The following is a 13,255-nucleotide window of genomic DNA, read 5'->3' as shown; positions in this document are numbered from 1 at the left end:
CACGCTCTGGATTGCTTCGCTTCGCTCGCAATGACGACGAATGGGGCAGGCCTCAAGCGCCCAGCAGCGGCAGGGCCTCATCCCAGAAGTGGTGCAGGCTGAGCGCATAGCTTGCAGGGACATAGGCGATGCAGGCTTCGTCGCTTTCGGCCCAAAGGCGCACGCCGACATGGTCGATCACGGTCGCAGCCGTGGCGCCAGCCGGGAAGGCGACGGGGCTGGTATCGAAGAAGCCGCCTTCGAGCAGCAGTTCGCGCCAGTGCGGCCCGGCAAGCCGCATGCGGACGATCCCGCCACCGATCGCCGTCAATGCGCCGTCATCGCCAAGAGTGTCGGCCAGGACTGACACATCGCCTTCAACGAGCCAGACGGTCGGCTCGTAACGCAGCAGAGTGGTGTCCGCATTGCCGGCGCTGCGGTTCATCGGCGGCAGCGCGAAGCCGAGTGCCTTCAGGATGCGCGCGGCGGTGGCCAGCGGATTGCTCCAGATCTCCAGCGCATGGAGCGGCGCAGCCGGGAGGGCGGTGATCGAAGTCGGCTCAGTCACGATAGCGTTCCCCGGCGGGATCATAGAAGTGCGGTGCGGTCACGCGGACGCGGGCCCTTTCGCCACGGGTGGGCGAGGTGACGATCAGCTCTTCGCCGTGCCGCTTATGCCCGCCCTGAAGCAAAGCGAGCGCGATGGCGCCGCCTTCGAGGATGCGGCGCGCGGCGGCGGTGACATGGCCTTGCGGCGACTGGCCCGCGCGCTGGATCAGCATGCCGCCTTCGGGGATCGGCCCATCGAGGCCGACGAGGCCGACGAGGTTGTTGCGGTTCGGTGCGCTGAGTGCAGGCCGCGTCAGGCCCGCCGCGCCGATGAAGCCGCCCGCCTTGTTGAGCATGCCGCCCAGGCCGAGATCGTGCGGCGTGCTGCGGCCGTCGACTTCGCCGCCGACGACGACGTGGCCCTTCTCGATCCGCAGCAGTTCCATGGCCTCAAGGCCATAGGGCGCGCCGCCCTCCGCGCGGGTTGCGTGTTCGATGGCCTGCCAGACGGCGGCGGCATGCGTCGCCTCGACATGGATCTCGAAGGCGCGTTCGCCGCTGTAACTGGCAGCAAGAACATGAACCGGAACGCCCGCCAGCACGCCGGGAGCATAGCCCATGTGGCGCGGCGGTTCGGCGCCGATGAGCGAGGCGAGGATGGCGCGTGCCTTGGGTCCGGCCAGCGCAATCCCGGCGTAATGCTCCTGCACGTTGACGACGGAGCACCTGAGGTCCGGCCGCAGCGAGTTGCGCACGTAGGAGATGAAGTGCGCCATGCGGTCGGCGCCGCCGGTGGAGCTTGTCAGCAGGTAGCGGTTTTCGGCGAGGCGCCAGACGGTGCCGTCATCGTTCACGAAGCCGTCTTCCCGGCACATGAAGGTGTAGCGCCCCCGCCCGACGGCGAGCTTGCCGACCGTCGTCGCGCAGACGAGTTCGAGCAGGGCGGCGGCGCCGGGACCGCTGACCTCGAACTTGCCCAGCGTCGAAACATCGCTCAGGCCCGCCACGGTGCGCACAGTGCGCGCTTCGCGCAGGGCCGCCTGCTGCAGCGTTTCGCCGTTCACCGGATACGCGCGCGGGCGGAACCAGTAGCCGAGCGGCTGCCAGATCGGATCGTGCACCTCGTGCAGGCTGTGCAAGGGGATCCGGCGCACGTGTGCCCCCGCATGGCGTGCGCCGGCGCCCGCCATGAGGCCCATGGTGACGGGCGTGAACGGCGGGCGAAACGTGGTGAGACCGGCTTCCGGCACGGTCAAATTCTGCTTTTCGGCAAGGCGCGACAAGGCGACCATGTTGCTGGTCTTGCCCTGATCGGTCGCCATGCCGAGCGTGGTGTAGCGCTTGAGGTGCTCGACCGAGCGGTAGCCTTCCTGCCAGGCGAGATCGATGTCCGCGAGGCTGACGTCGTTCTGGAAATCGACGAAGCTGGTCTTGGCCTTGCCCGCGGGTGCGATGGCGGGCGCGGACGGCGGATTGAGCGCGGCGCCGACGGTCTCGCAAGCCTGCGGCGTCTCGCCCGGGATGAAGGCCTGTGCGGCCTCGTTCCAGGTCAGCTTGCCGCCCGCCTGCATGTGGAGGTGCGCGACGGGGACGAAGCCGCCCGATACCGCGAGCAGATCGGCGTCGAAGCTGTGCTCGCTGCCGCCGATGACGGCAGTGACCTTGCGCAGCGCATGCTTGCGGCCGATGACCTTCGCGGGCTTTGCATCGTAGAAAACCTGAACACCGGCAGGCGCGGTCGGACCGCTGCCGGGGGCGCGGGCATCGAGCAGCGCCACGACTTCCGCGCCCGCTGCGACCAGCGCTTCGGCGGTCAGATAGGCATCGTCGTTGTTGGTGGCGATGACGACGCGCTTGCCGGGGAGCACACCCCAGCGGCGGACATAGCTGCGCACGGCCTGGCTGAGCATCACGCCGGGATGGTCATTGTTGGCGAAGGGCACCGGGCGCTCGATCAGGCCGGTGGCCAGCACCACGCGCCCTGCCCGCACATGCCAGAGCCGCTGGGCAAACCCTTGCGGAGGAACCGCGCCGGGTTCGACAAGGCGCTGGGTGAGCGTGAGGAAGTTGTGGTCCCAATAGCCAGACGCCGTGGTGCGCAGGAGGACTTCGCCGCCGAGCGCCTTGATCCTCTCGATCATGGCGGCGGGATCGATGGCGGGATCGGGATCGCGTAGCAGCGAACCGCCAGGCACGGCATCCTGCTCGACAAGCATGACGCGCTTGCCTGCTTCGGCCGCGGCGAGTGCGGCCTTGAGGCCAGCGGGACCGGCGCCGACGACAAGTACGTCGCAGAACCCGGCCTTGTGCGAGAAGTTGTCCGGGTCCGCCTCGGTCGGCGCATTGCCGAGACCGGCGGCGCGGCGGATGAAGCCCTCGTAGAGCATCCAGTGCTTCGCCGGGCCGAAGAACGTCTTGTAGTAGAACCCGGCGCCTAGCGCAGGCGCGGCGAGCCCGAAGATCGAGGCGACGTCGAACGACAGGCTGGGCCAGCGGTTCTGGCTCTTCGCCACCATGCCGGGATAGACGAACACGTCGGTCGCGCGCGTGTTGGGCTCGGTGCGGCCACCGGTGCCAACGGTGACGAGCGCGTTTGGCTCCTCGATCCCGGCCGTCATGATCCCGCGCGGGCGGTGGTATTTGAAGCTGCGGCCGACGAGGCCGATGCCGTTTGCCAGCAAAGCGGCGGCGAGCGTGTCACCCTGGCGGGCGTGGTATGTAGTGCCGTCGAAGGTGAAGGGGATCGTCTCTTCACCCGTCGCGCTGCGCGAAGGACCGCTCATGGCAGCGCCTCCGGGCCGATGGCCTTCACGGCGTGGATCTCGTGCGTCACGCGGTGGCGAGTGAGCACCATCCATGCGCGGCAGCCATAAGTGTGGCGCCAGATTTCATCATCGAGGCCCATCGGATTGGCGCGGGTGTAAAGCGCCTGCATCGCGGTTTGCGGATCGCCAGCGGGATCGACGACGGAGTCGGTCGTGCGCTCGTAAGTAAACTCGGTCTGGGCGCGCGGGCCGCAGTGGGGACAGGTGATCTGGTACATCGCGTTGCCTGTCTCAGCGGTGGTTCGGGAAAGGACCGACGGACGTTTCGTCGATCGTGGCGCCGGTCATGAAGCGTTCGAGGCTGAAGGGCGCGTTCAGTTCGTGCGGCTTGCCGGTGGCGAGCGTGTGGGCGTAGGTCCAGCCCGAGGCGGGCGTTGCCTTGAAGCCGCCGTAGCACCAGCCGGCGTTGAGATAGAGCCCGTCGATGGGCGAAGGACCGATGATCGGCGAACCGTCGAAGCTCATGTCGGTGACACCCGACCAGGTGCGCAGCATCCGGAGGCGCGAGAGCGCGGGCATGCAGGTGACGGCCTGCGCGATGGCATGCTCCTTGATCGTCGGCTGGCCGCGGCGGGCATAGCTCGGCCAGTTATCCGGATCGCCGCCCATCACGATGCCGCCCTTGTCGGACTGGCTGACGTAGAAGTGCAGCGACTGTGACATGATGACGGACTGGACCATCGGCTTGACGCCTTCGGTGACGAGCGCCTGCAGGGTCTGCGATTCAATCGGCAAGCGCAGGCCCGCGAGGCCCGCGACATGACCGCTGTGGCCCGCGACGCAGATGCCGGTGCGACCCGCAAGGATGCGTCCGCGCGTGGTCTCGACGCCGGTCACGCGGTTGCCGTCCTTGACGAAGCCGGTCACCTCGCACTTCTGGATGATGTCTACGCCGAGCGCATCGGCGGCGCGGGCATAGCCCCAGGCGACCGCGTCGTGCCGAGCGGTGCCGGCGCGCCACTGGATCAGCGCGCCGTCGATGGGGAAGCGGGCATTGCGGGAGAGGTCGAGCAGCGGCTCGATCTTCGCGATCTGCTTGGGGGTGAGCAGTTCGGCGTCGATCCCGTCGCAGCGCATGGCATCGCCGCGTTCGGCGAGCTTGATCATGTCGCCATCATTGTGGCCGAGGAACATCGCCCCGCGCGGGCTGAACATCACGTTGTAGTTCAGGTCGTCGCTGAGATTGTGCCAGAGCTTGAGGCCGAATTCGAAGAAGTTGTGCAGCTGCGGCAGGCGGTAGTTCGAGCGCACCAGGGTGGTGTTGCGCCCGACATTGCCGCCGCCGATCCAGCTCTTCTCCAGCACAGCGACATTGCGGATGCCGTGCACCTTGGCGAGGTAATAGGCCGTGGCAAGCCCGTGCCCGCCGCCGCCGATGATGATGACGTCATAGCTCGCGCGGGGCTCCGGATCGCGCCACGCCGGTTCCCAGTGCTTTTGCCCGTTCAGCGCGCCGCGCAGCAGGCTGAAGGCGGAATAGGGCGTCTTCATGCGGCTTGAGGGGCCTGCCAGCCGCGCTTTTCGCGCCAATCCGCGCCGATGCCGTCAAAGCGCGAGAGGCTGAGCTTCTTGATGTCGGTGAAGCTGCAATCGCCATCGACGACGAGATCGCGCACCGCGTGACCCGAAGCCGGCGAGAGACCGAAGCCGACGCCCGACATCGTGACGACGGTGACGTTCTCGGGGGCCTTCATCCGGTCGATGATCGGGCGGCCGTCCGGCGTGTTTTCGACAATGCCCGCCCACGAGCGGATCACGTTGAGGTGCGCGGCCTTGGGGAACAGCTCGGCGACGCGGCGCGCGAGATTGCGCGTGAGCGGGGAGGACGGACGCGCGGGCGGGCCGGCCTCGTACGTCTCGAGCCATTCGTGCGGACCGCCGCCATAGGCGAGATTGCCGCGCAGGGTCTGGCGGCCATAGAGCCCGTTTCCATCGACGCCGCCGATGGGCATCATCGGGGCGGGCTCGGTGACGATCATTTCGGCACGGGCAGCAGCAAGCGGCACTTCGACGCCGAGCTTGGCCATGAGTGCCTGGATTTGCGGTCCGGCGGCGACGACGACCGCATCGCATTCGTGGCGGCCGCTGGTTGCGTGCACCGCGACGACCTTGCCGCCCTCAGTCTCGAACCCGGTGACGGGGCTGTGCTGGTAGATGCGCCCGCCAAGGTCCTGCAGCGCCCAGGCATAGGCCTGCACGCTGCGCTGCGGGTTCGCGTGGCCGCCGAAGCGGTAGTGCATGCCGCCGAGGCAGTTGTCCCCGGCAAGCGGCACCATGCTGCGCACCTGATCGCCGTCGAGCAGATCGACACGGTAGCCCATGTCGTTGTTCATCTTGGCGAGATAGTGGTATTGATTCAGCTGCTTGGGGCTGACCGCGATAACGAGGCGTTCCTGCTGGTGCTCGGTGGGATAGCCAAGCAGTTCGTCCATGTGCGGCCACATGCGCTGCTCTTCCTCGAACAGCGGGCTCTGGTAGTGCGAGGCGCCGCCGCCGTTGCGACCCGAGGCTTCCCAGCCGACGATGCCCTTGTCGAGCACAGTGACCTGAGCACCCGAGCGCGCAAGCCACCAGCCCGCGCTGAGGCCGGAGACGCCGCCGCCGACGATCACGACCTTCATCTTCGCCGCGGTCCCGGCGATCTTCGCCATGGTTTCCTGCGGGGTTTCCTTCGGAGTGGGCATACCGACGTAAGTCATGTTACAGGCTCCACCCTTCGGCAATGGCAGTCTGGTGCTCGCGTTCGCGCGGCGTGTCGATATCGCGGTAGGGCACCCACTGGGTCGGTATGCCGAACCAGACGTCCCACCCGGCGCGCATCTCTTCGCTTTCCTCCCAGTCGGCCAGAATGCGCAAGGGGAGCGGGCGAACCGGTGCGCGGTGCGTGGCAAGCGGGACCGAGCCGAACGGGCCATCCGCCGCCATGGCCAGCATCATCGCCACCTGATCCCGGCAGCGGCGGCCCTGGCACACGCCCATCCCGGCGCGGGTCAGGCGCTTGATCTGATCGGGGTTCGGCGGGCCGTCCTTGATCAGCGTATCGAGCGAACGGGCCTGCATCGGCGCGGGGCGCTCTAGGTAGCGCGGGGGCTGCACGCCGAGCAGGTCGGCGCGGGTCACTTCCTCGCACTGGCAGACGATGGTGTCGGGCTTGGAGAGCTTGCCGAGTTCGCGCGCCCATTCCATGCGATAAGCGACATGGTCGAAACCGGTATCGGCAAGGCCAGCGCAATCGCCGACGCAGGTCACGCCATCGTTGTCGCCCGGGATAAAGCCGCCGCGCGCGCCATCGAGCACGCGCTTGCCGCCCATGGCGTCGATCAGTTCAATCGAGGGGACGAGGCCGATGGCGAGAACAATCGTGTCGACCGCAATTTCGGCGCCCGAGCGCAGGCGGACCTTTTCGACACCGTCAATGCCGCCGATGGCCTCAGCTGGCGCATCTTCGAGATAGAACGGGATTTGCGCAGCGCGGACGGCTTCGGCGAGCGCTTCCTGTCCTTGCGGCGCGGAGCGGACCTCGACGACACCAGCGACATCAACGCCCTTTTCACGTGCCAGCAGCGCAGTTTCGAGCGCAAGGTCATGGCTGCCGACGATCAGGATGCGCTTGCCCGCGAAGGCCTCGTAATGCGCGAGCAGGCGTTCGAGCGCGGCGGCGCCCATCACGCCCGGCTGGTTCCAGCCCGGAAAGCCGATGGCCAGATCACGTGCGCCAGTGGCAAGGACGAGTTCGCCGTAGCCGACGATCCAGCCGCGATCCTTGTCCGCCAGCGCGACGACGCTTTCCGGAAGTCCTGTCATGCCGGGGCCATTGCGATAGACGCCCCAGGCGCTGGTGCCGAGGAGCACTTCGACACCCGCTTCCATCGCGGCCTCAAGCTGCGGCTCGCTCATGAACACGGTCTCGAGCATGCGCTCGGCGTTCTGCGTGGCAGTGGTCATGCGGCCGCCGAACAGCAGCGGTACGTCGTTGCCCATGGCAGCGCCCGGGATCGGGTTCTCGTCGACGAGGAGGACGGACTTGCCCTCCCCTGCCCCGGCGAGCGCGGCAGCAAGGCCCGCAGGCCCCGCGCCGACGACGACCATGTGATAGTGCGCTTCGGGCGCAGGGAGTTTCGTGCCGATCGCGTGGGGATCGGTGCCGTTGTTGATGTGCATGTGTCAGACAGCCTCTAGTGCCTGGGAAAGGTCGGCGATGATATCATCGGCGTGTTCGAGCCCGACGGACAGGCGCATCGTGCCGTCGGTGATGCCGCCGGCAAGGCGCCCCTCGCGCGGGACGGCATAATGGGTGGTCGTCGCCGAATGGCAGATCAGCGTTTCCGATCCGCCGAGACTGACCGCGAGCTTGAGCAGCTTCAGGGCATCGAGCATGCGGAACGATTCCGCCTCGCCGCCATGGAGGTGGAACGAGAACGTCGAGCCCGCGCCCTTGCACTGGCGATCATAGACCGCGCGCGCCGGGCTGCCCTCGGGCAGGAAGCCGAGATAGGTGACGCCCGCGACCTTGGGATGATCGCGCAGGAACTCCGCCACCTGCCGCGCATTGCTCATGGCCCGCTCGATCCGCACGGCGGCGGATTCGAGGCTGCGCACGACGAGCCATGCCGTGAACGGATCGAGATGGTTGCCCCAGGTGGTGCGCAAGGTGCGCAGCTGGTGGATCAGCTCCAGCCTGCCGCTGACCCCGCCCGCCAGCAGGTCGCTGTGCCCGGCGCAGTACTTGGTAAGCGAGGTCATGCACAGGTCGACACCATGCTCGATCGGACGCTGCGCGAAGGGACCGAGCAAGGTGTTGTCCACCACGACCAGCGGCCGCCGCCCGGTCTCGCGGCCGATCTCGTCGGCAACCGCGACCATGAGATCGAGATCGACCATGGCAGCAGTCGGATTGGCCGGGGTTTCAGCGACAATCAGCGCCAGCGGCCCCTTGGCCAGCGCAGCCCGGGCAGCAGCGCGCACGGCATCCGGATCGCAGCCGTCGGTATAGGTTTCGACGTGGGTGCCAAAGCCCGGCATCACCGAGCCATAAAGCATGTCCACGCCGCCATAGATCGGGCGGCCATGGAGAACGCTATCACCCGGCTTCACGAACGTGAGCGCGATCGAGGAATGCGCTGCCATCCCCGACGAGAACGCGGCAGCCGCCTCCGCCCCGTCAATCGCGGCGAGGCGCGATTCCAGAATGTCGAGCCCCGGATGGCCAAGGCGCGAATAGATGTGTCCCTCACCCTTCTTCCCCGCCAGCGGCCCGGTGCCGTCGAAGAACGCCTCGTGGACGTCCTTGGCGTGCTGGGCGCTGGGGTAGATGAAGGTCGAGGTCAGGTAGACCGGCGGCTTGACCGCGCCGAGCGCCTCGGCGGGATCATAACCGAAGGCGACGGCGAGGGTTTCGGGGCGTAACCCCTTGAGAGAATCAGCGGCCATGCGTCTCGACATACTTGCGGGCGGTGTCGCAGTACCAGTCGGTAAAGCGCAGCGCGAGCATCTCGGCCTCCTGCGAATAGGGACCGGGGACGTAGCCGGGGCTGTTCACGCCGAGCTGGTTGTTTTCCGCCAGTTCCTTGTCCTGCAGGTTGGTGCGCGTCCACAGGTCCGCGAGTTCCTCGACAGAGTAGTCGACGCCCTCGACCGCATCCTTGTGGACGAGCCACTTGCCGGTCACCGCGGTCTCGTGCGGCCCGATGGGCATCGCGCTGAACATGAAGGTGTGGTCTGCGGTCGAATGGGTGAAGCAGTGCGGATCGACGGCAAGGCGCATCGAACCGATATCGCCGCCATTGAGGTCGCACATCAGCTTCTTGACGAGATGCTTGCCGTCCATCGAGAGCGAGACGACCTGGGGATTGAGCTGGAAGCGCGCGAGCTGCCACCAGTCGCCTTCGATCGCGTCGGTAGCAAGTCCGAGAGAGGCCATCGTTTCGTGGAAGGTCTGGACCTGCGTGTCGCCATCGATCTCGAAATGCTTGGACATGCCGACCGGGAAGGTGCGGGCCAGTTCCGGGTGACCGGTTGCGCAGTGATAGCACTCGCGCCCGTTCTCCATCACCAGCTTCCAGTTGGCGTATTCGATGATCGTGCTCTCGAACGCGAGCTTGGCGTTCTTGAGGTCATGCGGCGCGAGGTACTCCTCGAGCCGAAGCGCGAACTCGTTGAACGGCGGCGGATTGTCATCGAAGCAGATAAACAGGCAGCCGGCGACGCGTTCGAGCTGGATCGGGCGCAGGCTGTGGCTCGCCTTGTCGAAATCGGCTTCCATGCGCATGGCGGACAGCAGCGAGCCGTCGAGCTCGTAGGTCCAGCGGTGGTAGGGGCAAACGATCTTTGGAGCCGCACCCTTGCCGGCCGCGCACAGGATCGAGCCGCGATGGCGGCAGGTATTGTGAAAGGCCCGGATTTCGCCATCGCGGCCCTTGACGATGAGCACCGGCCACTTGCCGACCATCTGCGAGATGTAGCTGCCGGCCTTGGGCAGCTCGCACTCGTAGCCGGCCATGAGCCAGCTGGTGCCGTAGATGGCGGTCATGTCGAAGTCGAAAACTTCGGCATCGTTATAGAGAGCCTGGGGGAGGCAGTGGCCTGCCGGCCGCTGGTCCAGAAGCGAGCCGATCCGGCTGAGGTCGATCATGTGTGGGTTGTCCCGATGAGACGAGGAACGAATATACCATCGGGTGGACCAAGCAGGCGAATGCAGCCAATCGGATTTCCTTATGCCGCCATGGAAAATTGACAAAAAGGCATGGCCCGCGGGCGCCGTGAACGCCCATACGGCACCGGCGGATGGTTGCGATTTCGTCCAATTTCGAGCAAACTTCAGCAATATCAGTGCGTTGTGCGCGTGCGCAAACCTATGCACGGCAAGGAGGACCAAAAAGCCACAATCGCCCGCGACGTTGCAGCGCCGCAATCTTGGGGTGGATTTAGGCCTTGCTTTGACCTAGGCTTGTCCAAACGCGACGATGAGCGTGCTGAAAACGGGGAGTAAAATCAGGGAATTGCCTGCTCGGGAATGGTTCGGCCGGATGAGGCAGAACCAGTGAAAGCGGCCAAGTGAAGTGCCCTTCACACAGTTTCCTGCAGGATGTCTCTGATCCTTCCCGCGACATGCACGCGCCGTCGGCGTGGTTTTGAGGGCCCCGGTCAGGTGCCGGGCGGGAAATGAGAAAGATGGGGGTACACATGAAATCACGGTTTATGTTGTCGTGCGCTGCTGCTGCAGTCGCGCTCGGCTCGGGCGAACTGGCGCTGGCGCAGTCCGCGCCGCAGGCCGAGGCCGACTCCACCAGCTCCGATGTGATCATCGTGACGGCGCAGCGCCGTGACCAGTCGATCCAGGACGTGCCGTTCACCCTGCAGGCGTTCAGCACCGACACGCTGAGCAAACTCAACGTCACCAATATTGACGGCCTGCTCCGCTACACCCCGAACGTCACCTTCTCGAACAACGGCCCGGGCCAGGGCGCGATCTTCCTGCGCGGCCTGTCGGCGGGCTTTGCCGGTCAGCAGTCTTCGGCGACGATCGGTGGCTTCCCGAACGTCGCGCTCTACCTCGACGACCAGTCGATGCAGTTCCCGGCGCGCAACGCCGACGTCTACCTCGCCGACATGGAGCGCGTCGAAGTGCTCGAAGGTCCGCAGGGCACGCTCTTCGGCGGCGGCGCGCAGGCCGGTGTGGTTCGCTACATCACCAACAAGCCGAAGCTGAGCAAGTTCGAGGGCCGCTTTGAAGGCAGCTTCGGCGGCACCGTCGGCGGCACCACCAACGGCTCGTTCAACGCCATGATCAACGTGCCGATCGTCGAGGACAAGCTCGCGATCCGCGCGGTTGCCTATATCGATCACCGCGGCGGCTACATCGACAACAAGCTGTCGACCTTCACGCGCCGTCCTTCCGACCTTGGTTCGTACTACCTCGCCTACAACGGCAACGGCAACCAGCTCACCCCGGATCAGCAGAGCCGCGGTGGCAACTACAGCAATGCCGCGCTCGTCGAAGACAACTTCAACCCGGTCGACTACACCGGTGGCCGTCTCGCGTTGGCCTGGCAGATTGCGCCGGATTGGGACCTGCTCGTCACGCAGTCGTACCAGAAGTTGGAATCGAAGGGCACCTTCGCGGTCCAGACCTACACCTACGACTATCAGCCGCTCACTGGCCTTTCTTCGACCCTGTTCTCGCCCCAGTACAACAAGGACGACTACTGGAACACGTCGTGGACGATCAACGGCAAGATCGGCGATTTCAAGCTGATCTACACCGGCGCCTACCTCAAGCGTCACATCTCGCAGCAGGGTGACTACACCAACTACGCCCGCGCGACTTACGGCATCTTCTACCAGTGCACCGGCGGTGCAAACTACTACTGGAACGTCGGCAAGGCGCCTTACTGCTACGAGCCGAACAGCTACTGGTACGACAAGGTGCGCAACACGCACGAGAGCCATGAAATTCGCATCTCGTCGCCCGACGACAAGCGGATCCGTGCGATCGTCGGCGGCTACTACGAGAGCTTCAAGATCCAGGACAACATGGACTGGGCCTACACGACCATTCCGAACTGCGATCTCAACATGAGCGCGGCGGATATCAAGGCTGCGGGCACCGTTTGCCTTGCGCACGTGGCACCCAACCCCAGCGCGACGCTTAACGTGCCGGGTCCGCGCCCGGCGGGTGTGGCGTTTGGTGAGGACATCAACCGCGGTTACAAGCAATACGCAGCATTCGGCTCGATCGATTTTGACATCCTGCCGAACCTGACGCTGACTGCCGGCACCCGTTACTACTCGTACGACAACTACGAAGTCGGTTCGGTCTACTCTTCGTTCAGCGCGAGCTGCTATCAGGCTCCGATTTGCGCAACGGGTTCAAACCTCGATGCGTTGAACCTGAAGAAGAACTACCACGGTTTCCGCAGCAAGGGCACGATTACCTGGAAGCCGCAGCAGGGCACGATGGTGTACTTCACCTTCAGCCAGGGCTTCCGTCCGGGCGCATTCAACCGCGGTCCTTCCGCCCGCGTGTCGGATCCTGTGGCACCGCACCCCAAGCAGCTGCTCGTTCCGGCCGAGTACGCGCCTGATAACCTGACCAACTACGAACTCGGCCTGAAGACCGATCTGTTCGACCGCAAGGTCACGTTCAACCTCTCCGCCTACTACATGGAGTGGAAGAACATCCAGATCGGCTTCTTCAATCCGGCCGCCGGCTTCGGCAACACCGCGTTTGCGACCAATGGCCCGACCTACCACATCAAGGGGCTTGAAGCACAGATTGCGGCTCGTCCGATGGACGGCCTCAGCATCAACGGTTCGGCCACCTACAACGAGAGCAAGCAGGCCAACGCGCCCTGCTTTATCGCCAACAATCCGGCGGCCTCTACTTTCGGCAAGTGCATCACCGAGGTGTTCTCGGGCGGCGTCGTCAAGCCGGTGCAGAGCCCGTTCGGCACCGTCGGCAGCATCACGCCGTTCAGCCCCAAGTTCCAGGGCAATATCCGCGCCCGCTATGAATGGGCCGGCAAGAACGAAATGAACTGGTTCATCGGTGCTGGCGTGAACTACATCAGCACGCAGTACAACCAGCCCGCGACATATCCTGACGGCAACGTCCCGGGTAACGGTAACGGTGTCGGCCCCGGCGGCATCATCGTTCCCGCCACGACCGTGCTGCGCTACAAGATGCCCGGCTATGCCCTTGCGGACGCCCAGATCGGCTTCTCCAAGGACAACTGGACGCTGACGATCTTCGGCGACAACATCTTCAACAGCCACGCTTCGACGTTCACCAACTCGTCGCAGTACATCAAGACGTCGACGATCGTTCGTCCGCTGACCTACGGCATCAAGATCGCAGCCAAGATGTGATCTGATGCAACGGATTGGAGGGGGTGGCGCTTGCA

9 protein-coding genes are annotated in these 13,255 nt (G+C 65.4%); 1 reads left to right on the top strand and 8 read right to left on the bottom strand.

All coding sequences use genetic code 11. The features are described from left to right. Positions 1-52: 52 nt before the first annotated feature. From IP83_RS04365 to IP83_RS04330, 8 genes are read right to left on the bottom strand one after another with little or no spacing between them, the layout of a single operon-like run. Complete coding sequence (locus tag IP83_RS04365) at positions 53-547, bottom strand: hypothetical protein (protein ID WP_197274275.1); 495 nt, start codon at positions 545-547, stop codon at positions 53-55. After that, positions 540-3,311 (bottom strand): 2Fe-2S iron-sulfur cluster-binding protein, encoded by a 2,772-nt coding sequence (locus IP83_RS04360; RefSeq protein WP_054120984.1) that lies wholly within the window; start codon positions 3,309-3,311, stop codon positions 540-542. Before IP83_RS04360 ends, IP83_RS04365 begins: the two co-directional genes overlap by 8 nt. Beyond that, positions 3,308-3,571, bottom strand: a complete 264-nt coding sequence (locus tag IP83_RS04355; RefSeq protein WP_054120983.1) for a sarcosine oxidase subunit delta — start codon at positions 3,569-3,571, stop codon at positions 3,308-3,310. Before IP83_RS04355 ends, IP83_RS04360 begins: the two co-directional genes overlap by 4 nt. Positions 3,572-3,584: 13 nt before the next feature. Next, entirely contained in the window at positions 3,585-4,844 is a 1,260-nt protein-coding gene (locus IP83_RS04350; RefSeq protein ID WP_054120982.1) for a sarcosine oxidase subunit beta family protein, read from the bottom strand. Beyond that, positions 4,841-6,052, bottom strand: a complete 1,212-nt coding sequence (locus IP83_RS04345) for an FAD-binding oxidoreductase (RefSeq protein ID WP_231624898.1) — start codon at positions 6,050-6,052, stop codon at positions 4,841-4,843. Before IP83_RS04345 ends, IP83_RS04350 begins: the two co-directional genes overlap by 4 nt. Position 6,053: 1 nt before the next feature. Next, positions 6,054-7,514: an NAD(P)/FAD-dependent oxidoreductase gene (locus IP83_RS04340; protein ID WP_054120981.1), complete on the bottom strand. Its 1,461-nt coding sequence runs from the start codon at positions 7,512-7,514 to the stop codon at positions 6,054-6,056. 3 nt (positions 7,515-7,517) lie between these two features. Continuing rightward, a complete protein-coding gene (locus tag IP83_RS04335) occupies positions 7,518-8,783 on the bottom strand; it encodes a cystathionine gamma-synthase family protein (RefSeq protein WP_082364475.1) in 1,266 nt (421 codons plus the stop codon). Beyond that, positions 8,773-9,984 carry an aromatic ring-hydroxylating dioxygenase subunit alpha gene (locus tag IP83_RS04330; protein ID WP_054120979.1) on the bottom strand — a complete coding sequence of 404 codons (1,212 nt, stop codon included), beginning with the start codon at positions 9,982-9,984 and terminating at the stop codon, positions 8,773-8,775. Before IP83_RS04330 ends, IP83_RS04335 begins: the two co-directional genes overlap by 11 nt. Before the next feature lie 551 nt (positions 9,985-10,535). Here IP83_RS04330 and IP83_RS04325 point away from each other — a divergent pair. Further along, entirely contained in the window at positions 10,536-13,220 is a 2,685-nt protein-coding gene (locus IP83_RS04325; protein WP_082364474.1) for a TonB-dependent receptor, read from the top strand. Positions 13,221-13,255 lie beyond the last annotated feature (35 nt).

The organism is Novosphingobium sp. AAP93, assembly GCF_001296055.1.
Lineage (GTDB): Bacteria > Pseudomonadota > Alphaproteobacteria > Sphingomonadales > Sphingomonadaceae > Novosphingobium.
The sequence above is the reverse complement of the archived record's forward strand: the minus strand, read 5'-3'. Positions and strand labels throughout refer to the sequence as shown.

Excerpts from the sequence above, each read along its gene's own strand:
- IP83_RS04360 (WP_054120984.1), bottom strand. The coding sequence starts at position 3,311 with ATGAGCGGTCCTTCGCGCAGCGCGACGGGTGAAGAGACGATCCCCTTC.
- IP83_RS04355 (WP_054120983.1), bottom strand. The coding sequence starts at position 3,571 with ATGTACCAGATCACCTGTCCCCACTGCGGCCCGCGCGCCCAGACCGAG.
- IP83_RS04350 (WP_054120982.1), bottom strand. The coding sequence starts at position 4,844 with ATGAAGACGCCCTATTCCGCCTTCAGCCTGCTGCGCGGCGCGCTGAAC.
- IP83_RS04345 (WP_231624898.1), bottom strand. The coding sequence starts at position 6,052 with ATGACTTACGTCGGTATGCCCACTCCGAAGGAAACCCCGCAGGAAACC.
- IP83_RS04340 (WP_054120981.1), bottom strand. The coding sequence starts at position 7,514 with ATGCACATCAACAACGGCACCGATCCCCACGCGATCGGCACGAAACTC.
- IP83_RS04335 (WP_082364475.1), bottom strand. The coding sequence starts at position 8,783 with ATGGCCGCTGATTCTCTCAAGGGGTTACGCCCCGAAACCCTCGCCGTC.
- IP83_RS04330 (WP_054120979.1), bottom strand. The coding sequence starts at position 9,984 with ATGATCGACCTCAGCCGGATCGGCTCGCTTCTGGACCAGCGGCCGGCA.
- IP83_RS04325 (WP_082364474.1), top strand. The coding sequence starts at position 10,536 with ATGAAATCACGGTTTATGTTGTCGTGCGCTGCTGCTGCAGTCGCGCTC.